The organism is Kribbella yunnanensis (assembly GCF_039529655.1).
Taxonomy (GTDB): domain Bacteria; phylum Actinomycetota; class Actinomycetes; order Propionibacteriales; family Kribbellaceae; genus Kribbella; species Kribbella yunnanensis.
Genome location: NZ_BAAANF010000002.1, coordinates 485,345 through 505,567, shown reverse-complemented (window position 1 = coordinate 505,567; position 20,223 = coordinate 485,345). Strand labels below are relative to the sequence as shown.

The 20,223-nt window shown below is 67.9% G+C and carries 14 protein-coding genes; 10 read left to right on the top strand and 4 right to left on the bottom strand.

Translation table 11 applies throughout. The features are described from left to right. Nucleotides 1-28: 28 nt before the first annotated feature. Complete coding sequence (locus ABD231_RS03855) at nucleotides 29-1,018, top strand: GDSL-type esterase/lipase family protein (RefSeq protein ID WP_344145191.1); 990 nt, start codon at nucleotides 29-31, stop codon at nucleotides 1,016-1,018. Between the two features lie 45 nt (nucleotides 1,019-1,063). Here the strand turns inward: ABD231_RS03855 and ABD231_RS03850 are convergent, their stop codons facing one another. Then, the gene (locus ABD231_RS03850) at nucleotides 1,064-4,072 is read right to left on the bottom strand and encodes a glycine--tRNA ligase (protein WP_344145189.1); all 3,009 of its coding nucleotides are present in this window, start codon (nucleotides 4,070-4,072) and stop codon (nucleotides 1,064-1,066) included. 346 nt (nucleotides 4,073-4,418) lie between these two features. On the opposite strand from ABD231_RS03850, the gene ABD231_RS03845 reads away from it, so the two are divergent. From ABD231_RS03845 to ABD231_RS03830, 4 genes are all read left to right on the top strand, one after another. Continuing rightward, a complete protein-coding gene (locus ABD231_RS03845) occupies nucleotides 4,419-5,624 on the top strand; it encodes a methyltransferase (protein ID WP_344145187.1) in 1,206 nt (401 codons plus the stop codon). Between the two features lie 81 nt (nucleotides 5,625-5,705). Further along, the gene (locus tag ABD231_RS03840; protein WP_344145185.1) at nucleotides 5,706-7,268 is read left to right on the top strand and encodes a galactose-binding domain-containing protein; all 1,563 of its coding nucleotides are present in this window, start codon (nucleotides 5,706-5,708) and stop codon (nucleotides 7,266-7,268) included. 37 nt (nucleotides 7,269-7,305) lie between these two features. After that, entirely contained in the window at nucleotides 7,306-8,100 is a 795-nt protein-coding gene (locus ABD231_RS03835; RefSeq protein WP_344145183.1) for an alpha/beta fold hydrolase, read from the top strand. Nucleotides 8,101-8,425: 325 nt separating this feature from the next. Further along, nucleotides 8,426-9,025: a superoxide dismutase gene (locus tag ABD231_RS03830; RefSeq protein WP_344145181.1), complete on the top strand. Its 600-nt coding sequence runs from the start codon at nucleotides 8,426-8,428 to the stop codon at nucleotides 9,023-9,025. A gap of 33 nt (nucleotides 9,026-9,058) precedes the next feature. Here the strand turns inward: ABD231_RS03830 and ABD231_RS03825 are convergent, their stop codons facing one another. Next, nucleotides 9,059-9,850: an alpha/beta fold hydrolase gene (locus tag ABD231_RS03825; RefSeq protein WP_344145179.1), complete on the bottom strand. Its 792-nt coding sequence runs from the start codon at nucleotides 9,848-9,850 to the stop codon at nucleotides 9,059-9,061. 286 nt (nucleotides 9,851-10,136) lie between these two features. Here ABD231_RS03825 and ABD231_RS03820 point away from each other — a divergent pair, with 286 nt between their 5' ends. Then, entirely contained in the window at nucleotides 10,137-12,440 is a 2,304-nt protein-coding gene (locus tag ABD231_RS03820; RefSeq protein ID WP_344145177.1) for a M4 family metallopeptidase, read from the top strand. Nucleotides 12,441-12,581: 141 nt separating this feature from the next. Next, nucleotides 12,582-16,718 (top strand): GH116 family glycosyl hydrolase, encoded by a 4,137-nt coding sequence (locus ABD231_RS03815; protein WP_344145175.1) that lies wholly within the window; start codon nucleotides 12,582-12,584, stop codon nucleotides 16,716-16,718. Here ABD231_RS03815 and ABD231_RS03810 read toward each other — a convergent pair. Then, nucleotides 16,708-17,127, bottom strand: a complete 420-nt coding sequence (locus ABD231_RS03810) for a DUF4440 domain-containing protein (protein WP_344145173.1) — start codon at nucleotides 17,125-17,127, stop codon at nucleotides 16,708-16,710. The two genes, ABD231_RS03815 and ABD231_RS03810, sit on opposite strands and share 11 nt — an antisense overlap. A gap of 57 nt (nucleotides 17,128-17,184) precedes the next feature. Between ABD231_RS03810 and ABD231_RS03805 the strand changes: the two genes are divergently transcribed. From ABD231_RS03805 to snpA, 3 genes are all read left to right on the top strand, one after another. Beyond that, nucleotides 17,185-17,607 carry a phage holin family protein gene (locus ABD231_RS03805; RefSeq protein ID WP_344145171.1) on the top strand — a complete coding sequence of 141 codons (423 nt, stop codon included), beginning with the start codon at nucleotides 17,185-17,187 and terminating at the stop codon, nucleotides 17,605-17,607. Then, nucleotides 17,604-17,948, top strand: coding sequence for a DUF3618 domain-containing protein (locus ABD231_RS03800; RefSeq protein ID WP_344145169.1), 345 nt, complete (start codon nucleotides 17,604-17,606; stop codon nucleotides 17,946-17,948). The genes ABD231_RS03805 and ABD231_RS03800 overlap by 4 nt, the downstream gene beginning before the upstream one ends. 287 nt (nucleotides 17,949-18,235) lie before the next feature. Continuing rightward, nucleotides 18,236-18,853, top strand: a complete 618-nt coding sequence (gene snpA / locus ABD231_RS03795; protein ID WP_344145167.1) for a snapalysin — start codon at nucleotides 18,236-18,238, stop codon at nucleotides 18,851-18,853. A gap of 63 nt (nucleotides 18,854-18,916) precedes the next feature. Here snpA and ABD231_RS03790 read toward each other — a convergent pair whose 3' ends face one another. Continuing rightward, complete coding sequence (locus ABD231_RS03790; protein ID WP_425554149.1) at nucleotides 18,917-20,167, bottom strand: RNA polymerase sigma factor; 1,251 nt, start codon at nucleotides 20,165-20,167, stop codon at nucleotides 18,917-18,919. Nucleotides 20,168-20,223: the final 56 nt, after the last annotated feature.

Here is a 20,223-nt window from a genome sequence, read left to right as displayed (position 1 = left end):
GACTGCAGGCTATCCGGAGGGTGGACGGATGACGGAGGCATTATGGACCGGCTACCAGTACGCGGAAACCGACGGCGACGGCTGGACGACGTACTGGCGCCTCGACCCCCGCGGCCAAGACCTCGCCCTGACCGAGTGGATCGGCGACCCTGACCGCCCCGGCCAACGCCTCTGGGAACGTGCCGGAACACCCGCCGGCGTCTGCGGCCGCTGGAGTACGACGGCTTTGGCGGTCCGCGTCGAGTTACGGGCGACGCGCGGTATCGCGAAGCGGGTCGCGCCGCTGGATGTCCTGGTCGACGGCGAACTCCACCGCCGCTGCGAGATCGGCGAAGGCGAGCAGGAACTGACTATCGACCTCCCACCCGGCGGTCCCCGGTCGGTCGAGATCTGGCTGCCACAACTCGGCCGAGTCGCCGTACGCGGCCTCAGCTTTGACGGTCCAACCGAACCGCTCCCGGCAACCGGCCCCCGCTGGACCACCTACGGCAGCTCCATCACCCAAGCCGGCGGCGCCGCCGGTCCCTCCGAAACCTGGCCGGCGTTGGTAGCCCGGCACCACGGCTACCACCTCACGTGCCTAGGCCTGTCCGGCGAGTGCCACCTGGACCCGGTCGCGGCCCGCACCATCCGCGACACCCCGGCCCAGCTCATCTCGCTGTGCCTGGGCGTCAACATCTACGGCGGCGCAACCTACAGCGGCCGAACCCTCCCCAGCCAAGTCGAGTCCTTCGTGCGGACAGTCCGCGACGGCCACCCGCAGACCCCCATCGTCGTCATCACGCCCCTCGTGGTCCCCGACCGCGAAACCACGCCCAACGCGGTAGGCCTCACCCTCGAAGACGTCCGAACCTGCGTAGAACGCGGAGCCCGAGTAGACCCAGCCGTCCGCATCATCGACGGCCGCACCATCCTCACCAGTGCTGAAGCCGAAGCCCTCTACACAGACGGTGTCCATCCCGGCCCCGAGGGCTACCGAGTCATCGCCGAACGGCTGATCCCGCTGCTGGGTAGGTGACGGCCCACCCGCGCCCGGTTGAGGGGGCGCGGGTGGGTGAAGGAGCTACTCCGACGGGGTGAGCGACGTGCCTAGGGCCTGCCAGTCGAGGACTGGGGCGGCTAGGGCGCCGATGGTGGCTAGGAGGCCTAGGCGGGCGGCCTTGACCTCGGGGTCTTCGGCCATGACCAGGATTTCTTCGAAGAAGGTGGTGATGGGCTCGACCAGGATGGTGGCGGCGGTGACGAAGTCGGCCAGGGCGGTGGGGGCTTGGCCTACCTTTTGGACGGCTTCGTGGAGGACGACCTCGGCGGGCTCGGTGAGCTTGCCTGCGTCGTACGACGCTTCCGTGCCCTCGGGGACGATTCGGCGGACGCGCTGGAGGCCGGCGACCAACTGAGCGAAGTCGGCGCTACCGACCAGCTTCTGCAGGCTGGTGAGGGTCTCGTCGGCGACTGCCGGAGCCGTTGCCAGCGGCAACACTGCGGCCACCTGCAGGTGGTCGTCGCCGCGGTCGATCAGCTGCTGCTCGTAACGCCGGATGGTGAACTCGGCCACCTCGTCCAACGACTCAGCTGGTACGTCGATCCCCTGCGCACCGATCTCCGCAGCGGCCGCCTGCAGGCCGGCCGGCAAGGTGATCGCCCGCAACGCGGGGTGCTCGCGCAGGATCGCGACCACCCCACCGGCCGCGCGACGCAGCGCGAACGGGTCCGAGCTACCGGTCGGCTTGGCGCCGATACCGAAGAGCCCGGCCAGCAGGTCGAAGCGATCCGCGAGTGCGAGCAGCGCACCCGGAGTCGTCGACGGAACGGGGTCACCCGCCGATCGCGGCAGCTCCATGTCGAACAAAGCCTGCGCGACAGCTTCGGTCTCACCGGCACGGCGTGCATACTCACGCGCCATCGTCCCGGCCAGCGACGTCAGCTCGACCACCATCTGCGAACCGAGGTCGAACTTCGCCAGCTCAGCAGCCCGCGTCAGCGTCGCCAGGTCGTCGTCCGAGACCTCGGCCACCGCGGCCAGCGCCAGCGCGATCCGGCCGATCCGACCGGCGCGGTCGGCCATCGAACCGAGCTTCTCCTCGAAGGCGAGCTTGTCCAGCTCGGCCTTCATGTCGGCCAGTGGGGTCTCGAGGTCGGCGCGCCAGAAGAAGGCGGCGTCCTCGTACCGCGCGCGCAGCACGCCTTCGTTGCCGTTGCGCACGGTCGCCTCGTTCACCGAGCCGTTGGCGACGGCGACGAAGTGCGGAAGGAGCTTGCCGTCCGCGTCGCGCACCGGCAGGTAGCGCTGGTGCTTGCGCATCACCGTGGTGAGGATCTCCGGCGGCAGGTCCAGGTAGTCGGCCGAGAAGTTGCCGAGGATCGGCGTCGGCTCCTCGACGAGGTTGACGATCTGGTCGAGCAGCGCGGACTCGGCCGCGAAGTCGATACTCCCGGTGACCTCGGCGGCGAGCCGCTCGGAGGTCTCGATGATCAGCTGGCGACGACGTGCCGGGTCGGCCTCGATGCCGTGGATGCGGAGCAGGTCCAGGTAGCCCTCGGCGGACGCGATCTCCACCTTCGGCTGGGCGGCGGTCCGGTGCACGCGCGTCGTCCGGCCGGCGGCCAGCGACGACACCGAGACCGGCACGATCTCGTCACCGAGCAGTGCGACCAGCCAGCGGACCGGCCGGGTGAAGGACAGCTTGGCGTCGTTCCACCGCATGTTCTTGTCCGAACGCAGTCCGGCGACGATCTCGCTCAGGACGCCGCTCAGCACCTCGGCCGCGCCGCGACCCGGGTCCGGCTTGGTGACAGCGACGTACTCGACGCCGTCGACGTCCAGAGTGTGCAGCTCGCTGACCTCGACGCCCTGACCGCGGGCGAACCCGGCGGCGGCCTTGGTCACGTTACCGTCGGCGTCGTACGCCGCGACCTTCTTCGGACCGCGGTTGACGCGCTCGGCGTCCGGCTCGCCGGCCTGTACCTCGGCGACGAAGGCGACCACGCGGCGCGGGGTCGCGTAGACGGTGACGGCGCCATGGCCGAGCCGGGTCGCGCCCAGCTTCTCGGTCAGCGCGGCCTTCACGGCGGCGGCGGTCTTGGTGACCTCCGACGGCGGCATCTCCTCGGTGCCGATCTCGAACGTCAACTGCCGAGTCCCGGTCGCGACCGGGAACGACGTCGGCGCCTCGGCGGCCGGCGGCAGCTCGGCGGTGCCCAGCGGGTGCTCCAGCTCGGTACGACGCTCTGCCCACAGCTGGGCGACCTCGCGGGCCAGCGTGCGCATCCGCGAGAAGGCCTTCGCGCGCTCCGTCGTACTGACCGCACCGCGAGCGTCGAGGACGTTGAAGGTGTGTGAGCAGCGCAGCACCTGGATGTGCGCGGGCACCGGGAGGCGCAAGTCGAGCAGCCGGCGGGCCTCGTTCGCGTACTCCTCGAAGAGGCGCTTCTGCGACTCCACGTCGGCGTCGTCCAGGTAGTACCGGCTCATCTCGTACTCGGCCTGGCCGAACGCCTCGCCGTACGAGATGCCGGGCGCGTAGGCGATGTCCTTGAAGTGCGAGACACCCTGCAGCGCCATCATGATCCGCTCGATGCCGTAGGTGATCTCCACCGACACCGGGTCCAGCGTCATCCCGCCGGCCTGCTGGAAGTAGGTGAACTGGGTGATCTCCAGCCCGTCCAGCCACACCTCCCAGCCGAGCCCCCAGGAGCCGGTGGCGGGGTTCGCCCAGTTGTCCTCGACGAACCGGACGTCGTGCGCGTGGATGTCGACCCCGAGCGCGGTCAGGCTGTCCAGGAACAGCTCCTGCGGGTTCCCCGGGTCCGGCTTGAGCACTACCTGGAACTGGGTGTGCGTCTGCAGCCGGTTCGGGTTCTCGCCGTACCGGGCGTCGTCGGGCCGGACACTCGGCTCGACGTAGGCGACCCGCCACGGCTCGGGACCGAGCACGCGCAGGATCGTCGCCGGGTTCAGCGTCCCGGCCCCGACCTCGGTGTTGAACGGCTGCACGATCATGCAGCCCCGGTCGGTCCAGTACTTCGTCAGCGCGATCAGCGCGTCCTGCATGGTGAGCACAGCAAACCTCAAGCCGTCTTCTGGGGATTCCTGGGCGCGATTCTATTCGGTTTCCACCCCGGCCGTGTCTGGTGGTCCCGGGCCGTAGCGAGCATGTGCTCGGTGCGGTGCATCGGTGCGCTGGAGGGGAGGCCTCGATGTGGTTCATCGTGGCCTTTCCTCCAGTGCGGCGAGGTGCCGTGCCGAGTGCAGCGCAGTAGGCGCGGGGCCGCCAGACACGGCCTAGACTTACCGGGTGACCGCACCTGCCTTTGCGGCGGTAGTCCGCTAGTTCCGTCGTCCGCTCCCCGGCGCCGATCAGGCCTCCGGGTGAGCCGTGCTGCCCACCTTCTTCTGTTCGATGGCAGGGACGACTCTCTTGAATCTCATCACCGTGGACGACACCATGTCCGCGGATCGGGCGCTGCGCCTGATCCGCCGAGGCCACACCCTCCGCTGGGAGGGCGATTTCCAGAATGCGAGACAGCTGCTGGCGGCGCTCGGTCGCCGGACCCGAAAGCCAGAACTGTTGAATTCGTTGCTGATAGCAACAAAAGACTATGAGATCCGGTTGCGGCGGGCGCCGGAGGTTTATCAGGCTTGTTCGGAGGCGTACGGCGCACCGGACGGCGAGCGGCTCATTCCGTTGCGCGAGTTGTTGGGGGTGGTCGGCGCGCATCAGTTGCGGAAGCGTGGGATCTACCTGCCTGCGCTGGGCGCGCGGATTCATCCGCACTACGGGGTTTTCGCGCCGACAAGATCCGAGTACGTCGATTTGGTCGCCGCCGAGCCGTTGCCGCCGGCGGAGGTGGCGTTCGACATCGGCACTGGAACCGGGGTACTGGCAGCGGTGCTGCTGCGCCGCGGCATCCCGAAGGTAGTTGCCACAGACAACAATCCGCGGGCGGTCGCATGTGCACGGGAGAATTTGACCGCCCTGGTGGTGAGCGATCAGAAGGCGGTGAGGACGGAGAGGACGGGCGTCACAGGTGGCACGACAAGGGCGGGCCGGGCCGATGCGGCCGGCGACACGATGCGCGCCGACGACGCGGTTGGCGATCCGAGGGTGGTGAGGACGGAGAGGACCGGCGTCACAGGTGGCAGGACGAGGGCGGGCCGGGCCGATGCCGGAGGTGGACGGGCACGGGTAGGCGAGCCAGCGCCCGACGCCGCGGGCGCGGTGGGCGCGCGGTTTGAGGTGGTTGAGGGGGATCTCTTTCCGGTGGGGCGGGCGGACTTGGTTGTGTGTAATCCGCCTTGGGTTCCGGGGCGGGCTTGGACGGTGCTTGATACGGCTGTTTACGACGAGGACAGCCGGATGTTGCGTGGCTTCTTGCACGGGGTTCGGGAGCACTTGAATCCGGGGGGCGAGGCGTGGCTGGTGTTGTCGGATGTGGCCGAGTTGCTCGGGCTTCGGTCGCGGGATCAACTGCTGACCACCTTCCGGGAGGCCGGACTCCGCGTGGTTGGGCGGTCGAGCGTCGTACCGACTCATCGGCGGGCTCGGGTGGGCGAGACGACCTCTTTGTGGCGGTTGCGTCCATCGGGCGACACCGTTCAGCGAAGCGTTGACAGCGGTGAATGAGAGCGCTTTCATGGAATTGCCAACAAGGTTGCACTATCACCTCTCTCCCGCCCCGCTCCGACCTCGTCGAGGAGGTCCGTCATGCCCGCCCCACCTCGTCCCCGAACCACCCTGCTCAGAACCGCACTCGTCCTCGCGACCGCCGCCCTCGTGGGCCTGACCGCCGTCAGCGTGCGCGTCGCCCGGTCGCAGGCGGTGGTGCCACCACCGCCGACCGGGTGGACCCAGGTCTGGGCGGACGACTTCAACGGCCCGGCGAACAGCTTGCCGAGTGGCGGTAACTGGATCTTCGACATCGGCCACTCCTACCCCGGCGGACCGGGGAACTGGGGTACCGGTGAGATCGCCGCGCACACGAACAATCCCGCCAACGTCAGCCTCGACGGCGGCGGGAACCTCCGCATCACCCCACTCCGCGACGGCGCCGGCAACTGGACCTCCGCCCGGATCGAGACCCACAAGGCCGACTTCAAGGCACCGGACAACGGCCTGCTCCGGATCGAGGCCCGGATCCAGATGCCCAACGTGACCGGCGCCGGAGCGCTGGGCTACTGGCCCGCGTTCTGGGCTCTCGGTTCGCCGTACCGGGGTAACTACTGGAACTGGCCGAGCGTCGGTGAGTTCGACATCATGGAGAACGTCAACGGCATCAACAGCGTCTGGGGCGTGCTGCACTGCGGCGTCAACCCGGGCGGCCCCTGCAACGAGACCACCGGCATCGTCGCCAACCGTGCCTGTCCCGGCTCGAGCTGCCAGTCGGCCTTCCATACCTACACGTTCGAGTGGGACCGCTCCAGCACCCCGAACGCATTCCGCTGGTACGTCGACGGTCAGCAGTTCCACCAGGTCACCCAGAACCAGGTCGACGCCGGCACCTGGAACGCCATCACCGGCCACGCCGGGTACTTCATCATCCTGAACGTCGCCATCGGCGGCGCCTTCCCGAACAACCAGTCGGGGATCGGCACCCCCACCGGATCGACGATTCCGGGTCGCCCGATGGTCATCGACTATGTCGCGGCCTACACGCGTGGCGCGGGTCCACCACCCACGCCGCCGCCGACCTGCGGACCACTGCTGTCCAGGAACAAGCCGGTGACCGCGTCGAGCATCGAGAGCGCCAACCAGGCTGCGGCCTACGCCGTCGACGGCAACACCGGCACCCGCTGGTCGAGCGCTCACAACGAACCGAACTGGCTCCGCGTCGACCTGGGCTCGGTCCAGGCACTGTCGAGAGTCCGGCTCAACTGGGAAGTCGCCTACGGCCGGGCGTACCAGATCCAGCTGTCCAGCAACGGCACTACCTGGTCAGACGCCTATTCAACGAGTTTCGGCTCGGGTGCGATCGAGGATCTCGCCATCACCGGCACCGCCAGATATGTCCGCATGTACGGCACCAGCCGCGCAACGGTCTACGGCTTCTCACTCTGGGAGTTCGAGATCTTCGGCGCCTGCACCGGAACACCGTCCCCGTCCCAACCCCCGACCGGCCCGCCCGGTACGACGACCTGGGCACCGAACACGCCGTACGCCGTCGGTGCGCAAGTCACCTACAGCGGCATCAACTACAAGTGCCTGCAGGCGCACACCTCGATCACAACCTGGGAACCGCCCAACGCCCCCTCGCTGTGGCAACGCCTCTGATGTGTCCATCCGGCGTACCCCCGTTCGTAGAGGGGGTATGAACAACACACTGGTGGTACCTGAGGCCGAGTTGTACTACGAAGTGCGCGGGAGCGGGCCGTTGGTTGTGCTCGTCGGCGCACCGATGGGTGCGGATGCGTTCGCACCCATCGCCGACCTGCTCGCGGACAGCCACAGCGTGCTGACGACGGATCCGCGCGGCGTCAACCGCAGCAAACTGACCGGTACGTCGACGCCCGAGCAGCGCGCCGACGACCTGGCGCGGCTGATCCGGTACGTCGATCGCGGGCCAGCGGTGGCGTTCGGGTCGAGCGGTGGGGCGGTGAGCGTGCTGGCGCTTGCGCAGAACCATCCGGACACCGTGCTGGCGGTGATCGCGCATGAGCCGCCGCTGGATCGACTAGTTCCGGATGGCGCGGAGCTGCTCGCGAAGTCGGAGGCGATGATGGCCGACTACCTGAAGGGCGATGTCGTCGGCGCCTGGGAACAGTTCTTCGCGCTGGCGAATATCGACCTGCCGCCGGGAGTGGCGCAGGCGATGTTCGGTGGTGAGCGGGATCCGCAGGTGGTGGCTGACGAGCGGTTCTGGTTCGAACACGAGATGCGCGAGTCGATCAGCTGGCAACCGGACCTCGCACGACTGAGCGCCGTACAGGTGGTCGTCGGTATCGGCGCCGACTCAACTGGTCAGTTGTGCGACCGAACGTCGACCGCATTGGCCGGGCTGCTCGGCATCACGCCGACGCATTTCCCCGGCGGGCATATCGGGTTCGCCGACGATCCGAAGGGGTTCGAACCAGCGCTACGCCGTCAGCTGATCGAGCTGTTGTAGCTAAGGACACGTAGTAGGGGCCAACAACGCCCGGTCCGCTCACTCGTTGAGCGTGCCGGGCGGTCTACGTAGAGGACTACTACATGTCGTTACCGACAAGGACCGAGACCCGGGGCCGGGGCTGTGGGGGCGTATGTGAAGCTGGTGGGGTCCGATGGGTGCGCCTGCGGTTGGTGGCGGTCGCATCGGGCACCGGTCGGAGGTGCCGCCGGGATCCGTCCCTCCGCGTGGCGTCTTGACCTCAACCGTGGTTGAAGTTTCAAGCTGGTGGTGACACCAGGACAGCGGCGATACCGGCCCCCGGGGCCCCGACGAAGGAGCAGAGTTGACCACGTATTCGCTTCCCGATCTTTCCTACGACTACGGCGCCCTCGCACCGAGCATCGCCGGCGAGATCATGGAGCTGCACCACTCCAAGCACCACGCGACCTACGTGAAGGGCCTGAACGACACCCTCGACAAGCTGGCCGAGGCCCGCGACAAGGGTGACTTCGGCGCGATCGTCGGCCTCGAGAAGACGCTCGCCTTCAACCTCGGCGGGCACGTCAACCACTCGATCTTCTGGCAGAACCTGTCGCCGGACGGTGGCGACAAGCCGGACGGCGAGCTGGGCGCGGCGATCGACGAGTCGTTCGGCTCGTTCGACGGTTTCCAGGCGCACTTCACCGCGGCCGCGACCACGATCCAGGGTTCCGGCTGGGCGATCCTCGGCTGGGACACCCTCGGCGGCCAGCTGCTGGTGCACCAGCTGTACGACCAGCAGGGCAACCTGCCGGCCGGGCAGATCCCGATCGCGATGCTGGACATGTGGGAGCACGCCTTCTACCTGCAGTACAAGAACGTCAAGCCGGACTACGTCAAGGCCTGGTGGAACGTGGTGAACTGGGCCGACGCCCAGGCCCGTTTCGACGCGGCCCGCGCCTGACCTACTTCCCGGCCCCGGTGATCCGTTCGCGGATCACCGGGGCCGCGTGCTGAAATCAGTGATCACCGGAGCGATCGCCTTGGCCGCCATCATGTGCGTCTGACCAGGCACTTCGTGCAGCTCCGCACCCGGTACGGCGTCCGCCACCGCGCTCACCGAGTTCTTCATCCAGGCCGGGCTCTTCCCGCCGAAGACCATCAGCACCGCTACGTCGACCGCCGCCCACTGCGTCGTGTCGAGCGGCCGACCAACCCCGTTGTGCGCGACGAACCGAGCGTCGTACGGGAGGGTGTGCGCGACGGCCGTCATCTGCTTCCAGGCCGGCATCAGCCGCATCATCGTCACGAGCGGGCCAGGCAGGCCCACGCCCTTGGTCATGAAGTACTTGACCGCATCGGCCGGCTTGCGCGCCTCGAGGTCCGCGATGAAGGTGGTCGGCATCGGCTTGCGGGTGTCGTCGATGACGAACGGCGGCTCGAACGCGATCAGCTTCTCGATCGGCAACCCGGCGTTCGCGGCCTGCAACGCAAGCGCCGCGCCTGACGACGTTCCATAGACGTACGCCGATCCGCCCGCGACCTCGATCATCGCAGCCAGGTCCTCGATCTCGCGCTCGACCGCGTACTCCCCCGCGTCGCCGGAGTCGCCGCGGCCGCGGCGGTCGTAGTTGTAGACGGTGAACCGATCCGCGAGCAGTTCGGCGAGCTCGGGCATCGGGCCCTGCGCGCGGCTGCACAGGGCGCCGTCGACCAGCACCAGGGCCGGTCCGGAACCGCGCCTGTCGTAGGCGATCGTCGTACCGTCCTTGGAAACCGTTGTGTGCATGGCACTGCTCCTTCACTAGGTGGTCTTGGCAGTGCGTCGAACATTCTCGCGCCAGATCGACACGGCCTGCGGAAATTACCCGGCGCGAGGAGGAAAACCCGCGTAGTTCAGGGACCAATGTGACATGGATCACAGCCGGTCGCGATCCGGAGTCGCCGGATGACAGGGTGCGGTCAACAAGCGTCCGCCCCGCTTGTGATCTCCGGTTGGGGCTGGACGTTCCGGCCAGGAACGAGCTTGGGGGCTCGTCGCGTTCCTGGCGCCAGACGGAACTGGGAGGAATTCTGTGAAAGCCCGTACCTGGCTCGCCGGTCTTGCCGCCGGCGCAGTCGCTCTGACTTTGGCTGCACCCAATGCCGCCGTCGGTGCGCCGACGGCAGACCCGGCCCCGAAGCCGACCGTTCGCCAGCTCGACACCCCGACCGGTGGTGGCGCCGGGATCGTCGCCAAGCGCGATGCCCTCGGCCGCGCCCACTCGGTCCGCCCGACGACTCCGCTGAAGGCACCGAAGTCGGTGGCTTCCCGCGCGGCCAAGGCCGCCACCAGCCGCCCCGATTCGGCAGCCGTCGCGAAGGCCCAGGTCGACGCGGTCGCGCCGTACTTCGGCGCCCGCCCGGCCGACCTGGTCGCGACCGGCACCTCGATGTCGGAGTACGGCTCGCAGACGCGTTTCCAGCAGACCATCGACGGCGTCGAGGTGTTCGGCGGCGAGATCGTCACCAACCTGGACAAGGCCGGCTCGCTGGAGTCCGCCAACGGCGAGGTCGCACTGGCGACGTACGGCGCCTTCCCGGCCGCCGACAAGGTCGACGCCGCCAAGGCCAAGGCGCAGGAGGCGGCGCTGGCCGCGGTCGCCAAGCAGGGCAAGCTCGACGTCTCGAAGCTGAAGGCCGAGCTGACCGGCCCGCGCTGGTTCGACATGGGCCTGATGACGCGCCAGCCCGGCTCGGTCGCCATCCCGGTCTACCTGTACGAGGTCACCGGCGCCGGCGATGTCCGTTGGCAGGCCATGGTGCACGCCACCGGCCAGGCCCTGCTCGCCTGGGACATGAGCGAGAAGATCAACCGCATCGTCTGCGACGCGAACCGTGCGATCATCCAGACCGGCGGCGAGGACGTGCGCTGCGGCACCGGCAAGGCCTTCGAGCCGACTCGGGTCGAGGGCGGTCCGGCCTCCGACGTCCCGGACGTCAACCAGGTCTTCGAATTCTTCGGTGACACCTCCGACACCTACCAGTCGCTGGGCACCGACCTGACCCAGCTGATCGGCGTCGACTACGGCGACGGCAAGGGCAAGGCGATCCGCGGTACCGTCCGGATCTGCGTCGACGGCGGCTGCCCGTTCGCCAACGCGTTCTGGAACGGCGAGCAGATGGCCTTCGGTGAAGGTGTCAGCACCGACGACATCACCGGCCACGAGCTGACCCACGGCGTCACCCAGAACACCTCCGGCCTGGCCTACCTGTGGGAGGCCGGCGCCATCAACGAATCGCTGTCCGACATCATGGGCGAGTTCGTCGACCTGACCAACGGCTCCGCGGACGACACCCCGGAGAACCGCTGGCTGATGGGTGAGGGTTCGAGCCTCGGCGCGATCCGCAGCATGTCCGACCCGACCAAGTTCAACGACCCGGACAAGATGACGAGCCCGAACTGGTTCGTCGACGACTTCTTCCAGGACAACGGCGGCGTGCACCTGAACTCGGGTGTCGGCAACAAGACGGCGTACCTGATCGCCGACGGCGGCGGCTTCAACGGCCAGAAGATGATCGGTATCGGCCTGGCCCGCTCCGAGGTGCTGTGGCACGAGACCCAGAAGGTGCTCACCACCGGCGCCGACTACGGCGACCTCGCCGAGGGTCTGCGCGCGACCTGCGACAAACTGGCCAAGAAAAAGAAGTCCGGTATGACCAAGAAGGACTGTGCCCAGGTCGAGCTGGCCATCAAGGCCACCGAGCTGGACAAGGAGCCGGCCGTCGGTCTGCCCGCCCAGGCCCCGGTCTGCGACACCGCCGGCGCGAAGGTCAAGAACCTGCTGAAGACCAGCTTCAAGGAGTACCCGGACGGCAAGGTCGTCCGCGACCAGGGCTGGGTGCTCGGCAAGGCGGAGGGCGTCGACGGTTCCCAGGTCGACACGTCGTACAGCAAGGACGGTGACGACTCCATGTTCGGCATGGTGACCGCCCCCGACCAGGCGATCGGCATCCAGACCGCCAACGGCACCAAGATCAAGGCCCAGAAGACGTACCTGCGCTTCCAGCACGCGTACAACTTCTACAACGTCTTCATCATCTTCGGTGTCCGCACCGGTACCGCCACCCTGGAGTACTCCGACAACGGTGGCGCGACCTGGCAGGACAGCTCCGCACTGAGCTGGACGAACGGCCCGACCGTCGACCCGAACTTCGACGACGAGCCGGCCGCCTGGCACGGCAACTCGGGCGGCTGGGAGACCAGCCGGCTGGACCTGACCGAGTTCCAGGGCAAGCAGCTGAAGTTCCGCTGGACCGAACACGGCAAGGACTTCGCCGACCTGATCCCGGCCAACTGGTGGCTGGACAACGCGAGCATCTACACCTGCTCGAAGTAGTACAACGGGGTAGTACCCGAGGGCCCGGTGGATTCGTCCACCGGGCCCTCGGCCTTTTAGCCACGGGGAAATCGATTGCTCAGAGGCGCCTGACGGGCTAGTGTGCTGGGCCAGGAGTTCCCACCGCCCCGGGAGACCGCGATGGATATCCAGCCCCACCCGCCTGCCGCACCTGGACTGCCCGCCTCCGAGCCGGCCTCTCAGCTTTCCGCCTGTGACAACCCCGTCTGCGGAGGCTCATGCCCGCGCGCGGGTGTCGGGCGGCGCACCTTCCTCTCGATCAGCGCGGCCGGGCTCGGCGTACTCGCCGCGCCGGATGCTCTGCGCGCCGCCGCTGTACCTCGTGCTCCGCTGACGGCGGCCGAGGCCGCTGCGCTCGCGGATCGGGGTGAGCCGACGGTCTACTCCGGTACGGCGCTCGCCAAGATCGGCATGCCGATTGGGGGCGGCTGCGCGGGCCAGGTCTACCTGTCCGGCGACGGCCGGATGTGGGGCTGGGATGTGGCGAACGCCTTGAGCTATCCGCTCGGCGGCGCCGACTTCGCCGGTACGCATTACGTCACGCCGCTGTCCGCCGACGCACCCGGTGCCACCCGCTTCCGGCAGGGCTTCGCGCTGCGCACCGGCACAACCGCGCGGTACGTCGACGCCAAGGGCTTCAGCGACGTGCGCTTCACCGGGCAGTACCCGATCGGCCGAGTGTCTTACAAGAGCATCGCGAGCCCGGTCGAGGTCACGCTCGATGCATTCTCGCCGTTCACCCCGTTGGAGACGCTCGACTCGACACTGCCGGCCACGGTCTTCGCCTTCACGCTGCGCAATACATCGGCCGAGGCTGTCGATGCGACGCTGCTCGGGTACTCCGAGAATCCGGTCTGCCTCGACAGTCGGCGCAGCCAGCCGACCACACAACGCGCGACAGCCTTCGGGTCCGGGATCGAGTGGTCGGCGGCCGATCCGGTGGCCTCGCCGCGAGCCGACATCCTCTTCGAGGACTGGGAGCGCGACACATACGACGGCTGGACCGCCACCGGCACCGCGTTCGGGGCCGGCCCGGTCGCGGTGGCGGCGATCCCGGAGTACATGAAGCGGTTCGGCGACCTCCGAGCCCACGGGACGCGGTTCGTCACCTCGCACAACTACCGCGCCAACCCGAACGACATCGGCGGCGCGGATGCCCATGTCGGCACGCTGACCAGCGCGCCGTTCGTCGTGAATCGTCGTTTCGTAGCAGCGCATATCGGCGGTGGAGCCAGTACCGCCACGGCTCTCCAGGTGGTTGTCGACGGCAACATCGTGGCCACCGCGAGTGGCGCGGACACCGAGCCGATGCAGACCCGGGTGCTCGACGTCTCGTCGTACCAGGGCCGGACCGCACAGCTCCGCCTGGTCGACAACGCGACCGGCGCATGGGCGCATCTCAACGTGGATCGGATCGTCTTCAGCGACCGGGCCGATGTCGTCTTCGAGACCTGGGGCAGCGACACGTACGGCGGTTGGACAACCACCGGCGACGCGTTCGGCACCGGACCGGTGAAGCCGGAGCAGACCCCAGCCCTGATGCAGCGGTACGGCGATCTGAACGTCCAGGGATCGCGATTCGTCACGTCGTACAACTTCCGGCTGAGTGGGGATCCGGATGGCCGGACCGGCACGCTGACCAGCCCGCCGTTCGAGATCTCCCGCCGGTACGTCGCCGTCGCGATCGGCGGCGGTAATCGGGGCAGCGTGAATGTGGTTGTCGACGGCAACGTCGTGGCCACGGCCACCGGTACCAACAGCGAACCTCTGGTCGGCCAACTGCTTGATGTCGGCAACTACGAGGGCAAGACCGCGCGGATCCAGGTAGTCGACAACGTGAGTGGCGGTTGGGCGCACATCAACGTCGGCAGCATCACGTTCACCGACCGGGCCGACATCCTCTTCGAGGACTGGGAACGCGCCAACTACGACGGCTGGACAGTCACCGGTACGGCGTTCGGGGCGGGGCCGGTCACGGTCGTCGAGACGCCGGCCGACTTCCGGCGACCGTTCGGCAACCGCACCGAGCTCAACGTTTCGGGCAGCCGGTTCGTGACGTCGTACAACTTCCGCGACGGCTCACTCGACGGCTCACAGGGGACGTTGACCAGCCGCGTCTTCACCATCGACCGGCGCTACATCACTGTGTGGACAGGCGGTGGCAGCAACCCGGCGACGACCGCGGTCAACCTGCTGGTCGACGGTGCCGTGGTCGCCACCGCCACCGGCGCCGATATCGAACCGCTGGACGCGATCTGCTGGTCCGTCGGTCGCTGGGCCGGAAAGTCCGCGCAGATCCAGATCATCGACAAGTCCACCGGCGGCTGGGGCCATATCAACGTCGACCGGATCATCTTCAGCGACCGGCCGATTCGCCAGCAACCCGTTGCCGACCGCACCGATGCGGGCAGTTTCGCCTTGTCCACAGTCGAATCGCAAGCCGTCGTACGGCGATCAATCGCGGCCTGGTCGACGCCGACCGAACTCTTCAACGCGGCCGATGGTCCGGCCGAGGTGGACGGCTCGGACACCCAGGTCGGCACGGTCGCGGTCAGCGTCCGCCTCGCACCCGGTGAATCGCGAACCCTGCGATTCGCGCAGAGCTGGTTCTACCCGACGCCGGAACGACGGCACTTCGGGCATCTGACCAACGGTTCGACGTTCCTCCGGCACTACGCCACCCGCTTCAACTCCGCTCGCCAGGTCACCGAGCACATCGCGGCGAATCTCGAGCGGCTGGAGTCGGGCACGCGCGAATGGGTGCGGACCTGGTACGACGATTCCACCTTGCCGCATTGGTTTCTCGAGCGGACCTTTGCCAACACCTCGACCATCGCGACCGGCACGTGTCATCGCTGGAGCGACGGCCGTTTCTACGCGTGGGAAGGCGTCTACTGCTGCCACGGCACTTGCCAGCACGTGTGGAGTTACGCCCAGGCGATCGGCCGACTGTTCCCCGATCTCGAACGCGACACCCGCGAACGCGTCGACCTAGGTATCGCCTACAAGCCCAGCGGCGAGATCGCGAACCGCGGTGAGTCCGGTGACGCGGCATCCTCGTTCGCGGATGGGCACTGCGGCACGATCCTGCGGATCTATCGCGAACACCAGATGGCCCCGGACACGGCGTTCCTGACCCGGGTCTGGGCGAAGGTGAAGACCTCGGTCGAATACGTGATCTCGGCGCGGGACGGATCCGATCAGGACGGCATCTTCCGCGGTGGGCAGTGGAACACCTTGGACACCGAGTGGTTCGGCGAGATCCCCTGGCTGAGCGGCCTGTACGTCGCCGCGCTGCGGGCCGCGTCCGCGATGGCGACCGAGATGGGCGACCCCACGGCGGCCACGCGGTACACCACGATCGCCGACCGCGGATCGTCGTACCTGAACGGATCCTTGTGGAACGGGACCTACGGCTACTACGTGCAGAAGGTCGACCCGGCGCACCCGGCGGCGAACACGAACCGCGGGGTATTCGTGGACCAGATGTATGGGCAGACGTACGCCGCTCAGCTCGGACTCCCGCGGGTCTTCGCGGCGGACAAGGCGCGTACGGCGTTGACGAGTCTGTACCGCAACAACTTCCAGCCGAACCCATCGGCGTACCGGCCGCCTGGCCTGCCCGCCGGCCGCGTGTACACGACGGCCAACGAGCCGGGCACGATCATGGTGACCTGGCCGAACGGCGGATCCACCGAGGCCGGTGGGCATCCGTACTTCAACGAGGTGTGGACCGGGCAGGAGTGGCAGTTCGCCGCGCAGCTGTTCGCGGAGGGTCTGACCGCTGAGGGACTTGCGGTGTCGCGGGCGATCTACGACCGGCATCGCGGCGAGAAACGCAATCCCTACAACGAGATCGAGGCCAGCGACCACTACGCGCGGGCGATGATGAGCTTCGGCACCTACCTGGCGGCCTGCGGGTACGAATACCACGGACCGCGCGGTCATCTGGGGTTCGCGCCGCGACTGACACCGGAGGAGTTCGCCTGCGCCTTCACGGCCGCCGAGGGCTGGGGTCGCTACCACCAGACCCGTACGGCGACCTCGCAGACGGCGACTGTCGAGGTCCGGCACGGCCGTCTGCGCTTGAAGACCCTCGCCTTCGAAACCGCCCGCGCAGCCACCGCAGTCACCGTGACACAGGCCGGTACGACGTTGCCCGCCACATTGACGGTATCGGGGAACCGTGCAGTCGTGACGCTCAACTCAACAGTCGTCATCACTGATCAACTGTTGACCATCATGCTCACGACATGACGACACCTGGACGCTCGTCATCCCAGGCGGCAGCGCTGATCCGCCACCCGGCCGCGGTCCGGACGAACTGGATCGTCTTCATCCCGCGGCCGGTGAACGCGACACCGTCCTGACGGCCTTCCTTGGCATAGGCGCCGTACCAGTGCGCGATGTCGCCGAAGATGTCGAAGCGGCCGTCCAGCGCCCATTCGCGGAAGTCGGTGAGCGTGCCGCCGGTGAGGAGCACGCGGCGGGGCGCGATGAACTCGTCGACGGTATAGGCCAGCGGCTCGCTGCCGCAGGTCCGGACGATCACGGCCTGCGGGATGAAGAGCTCCGGCAACGCGTCCAGCCGCTCCTCGCAGTCGGGGCCGGAGACGAAGGCGTCGAAGAACCGGCGGATGAGCTCGTTCAGGGCAGTCTGATCCATGTTCACAACCTAACCAGTTGGGTACTGGGCGTCAGAGCCGATCACGGGAGGCCGAGGATGAGTACGCGTTCAGGCGTCGTACGGGACGAGCATGTCGGCGCGCTGGTGAGTGACCTGGCCAGCGACATGAGCCGGCTCGTTCGCGACGAGTTGCAGCTGGCCAAGGCCGAGCTGAAGGACAAAGGCAAGGAGGCCGGTGTCGGTATCGGCCTGTTCGGTGGGGCCGGCACGTTCGCGCTCTACGGTCTCGGTGCGCTGATCGCCGCGGCCATCTGCGGGCTCGCCGTCGTACTACCCACGTGGCTGTCGGCGCTGATCGTCGCCGTCGCGCTGTTCGCCGTCGCCGCAGTCGCGGCGGTGCTGGGCAAACGTCATGTCAGTCACGCCACTCCGCCCATTCCGCAACGTGCCGTCGAGGGTGTCCACGAGGACATCGAAGCCCTCAGAGGCCATCACCCGGAAGGGACTCTCACCTCATGAAACACCGCGACGACATCTCCGAGACCGAGGCCTTGCGCCTCGAACTCGAGCAGACTCGCCAGCACCTGGCCGACACCGTCCAGGAGCTCACCCACCAGCTCAACGTCCCGAAGCGGCTGAAGGAGTCAGCCGCCGAGGCAGGCAGCCGAGTGAAGGCGAACGCCGGCGTCGCCGGTCAGCGGATCCGCGCCAACGCCGGGTACGCCGGTCTCCGCGTGAAGGACACCGCGACCCACGTCCCCGCGCTCACAAAGCAGCACCCCAAAACCACAGCCGCCGTAGGTGGCGCCGTACTGCTCGGTGCCGGCGCCGCAGCCTGGCTCGCCAGCCGCTCCAAGTAACCCCCGCACACACCAACGGATATCCCCCGGCGTTGCCCCTTCTCCCCCCTTCACAAGGGGTCAGAAGGGGCAAGCGCGCGGGTTATCCGTTGGTGTTATCCCCTTGCCGGCGATGGTCGGTACGGGGGGGTTTTTGGCGGGTGGACGGTGAATTGTGAGGGTTATCCCCTGTGTTGGGGACGAGGGGATGCATACACCAGACAGGTTTGGCATTCTCCGGAGAAGTAGCGACAGGTAGTCCCCCGGTCGCTATTCGTATCCGCCGCCCAACGGAGTGAGGCCCGCCCATGTCGTACCGTTATGCCCTGACAACCCTCGCCGTACTCGCCACTGCCGTCGCCGTACCGGCCACCACCGCCAGCGCAGCACCGGCCCCGCAAGCCGCGCCGACCACGGTGTCGTCGTACACCGGTTCACCGGAGGACCAGGCCGCCAACAAGGCGTTCTACGACGCGGTGATGAAGTCCGCGCTCGCCAAGCACGCCGCTGCGGCGAAGGCCGGCCAGAAGCTGGCCGCGGTCACCGTCACCTACCGAGTGATCGGATCGACCTTCCGGACCCAGATCAACCGGAGCACGCAGATCTGGAACTCGTCCGTCACCGATGTCCGCCTGGCCGAGGTCACCAGCGGCGGCGACTTCACCTACCGCGAGGGCAACAGCTCCCGCGGCTCGTACGCCTCCACCGACGGACGCGGTCACGGGTACATCTTCATCGACTACCGCCAGGCGCAGCAGTACGACTCGACCCGGATCACCGCGCACGAGACCGGCCACGTGCTTGGCCTTCCGGACCACTACTCTGGCCCGTGCTCGGAGTTGATGTCGGGTGGTGGCCCTGGCCCGTCCTGCACCAACGCGTACCCGAACTCCGCCGAGCGCAGCCGGGTCAACCAGATCTGGTGATCGACCAGTAGACCCCTCCCAGTCCGGGAGCCTCCGCTGCAAGGGGCTCCCGGACTGTGTTTTTCAGCAGGCGGCGGCGCGTTCGAGCAAGAGGGTGCGTTCGCGTTCGTTGCGAGTGAGGCCGGCGGCCTTCTCGAACTCCTTGCGCGCCTCGTCGAGGCGGCCGAGCTTGAAGAGTAGGTCCCCGCGAACACTCGGCAGCAGGTGATAGTCCCTCAGCGACGGCTCGTCGGCGAGGGCGTCGACCGCCTCCAGCCCTTGCTCAGGACCGAACGCCATCGAGATCGCGACCGCACGATTCAGCTCGACGACCGGTGACGGGACGAGCTGCGCCAGTACGGCGTACAGGCCGGCGATTCGCGCCCAATCCGTGTCGTCGGGGTCGGCGGCTCGGGCGTGGCAGGCGGCGATCGCAGCCTGCAGGAGGTAAGCGCCGGGCGGTTTTTCGAGGGCCCACGCGCGGTCGAGACCGGCCAGACCGCGGTTGATCAGCAGGCGGTCCCAGCGCCGACGGTCCTGATCGAGGAGGAGCACCGGCTCGCCATCGGGGCCGACGCGGGCGTTCGCACGGGAGGACTGCAGTTCCATCAGGGAAAGCAGCCCGAGGACCTCGGGTTCGTCCGGCATCAGCTCGACCAGCAACCGACCGAGCCGCATCGCCTCGTTGCACAGCGCAGGCCGCATCCAGTCGTCACCGGCGGTCGCGGAGTAACCCTCGTTGTAGATCAGGTAGACGACCTCGAGCACACTCCCCAACCGATCAAGCAACTCCGGCCCAGCCGGCACCTCGAACCCGACCCCAGCCTTGGCCAGGTTCCGCTTCGCCCGCACGATCCGCTGCGCAATCGTCGACTCCGGCGCCAGGAACGCCCGCGCGATCTCGTCGGTCTTCAACCCACCCAGCAACTTCAGCGTCAACGTCACCCGCGCATCCATCGTCAACACCGGATGGCACGCCGTGAACACCAGCCGCAACAGGTCGTCCTCGATGTGATCCTCGAGAATCGCCTCCACGTCGTCCTCGACGCTCTCCCCGTCGATCTCCAGCTCATGCCCCATCTCGGCAAGCTTCCGCTGGTACGTCTCCTTGCGCCGAATCAAGTCGATCGCCCGCCGCTTGGCGATCGCCATCAACCAAGCACCCGGATTATTCGGTACGCCGGACTCCGGCCACTGCTCGAGCGCCGCCACCAACGCGTCCCCCGCCAGCTCCTCCGCCAGCCCCACATCCCGCACGATCCGAGCCACCCCGGCCACAATCCGCGCCGACTCGATCCGCCACACCGCATCAATCGCCCCGTGCACATCCGTCACCCCGCGATAAAACCCCACCCCACCCACAAACAGCAACCACCCACCCCCACCTCCCG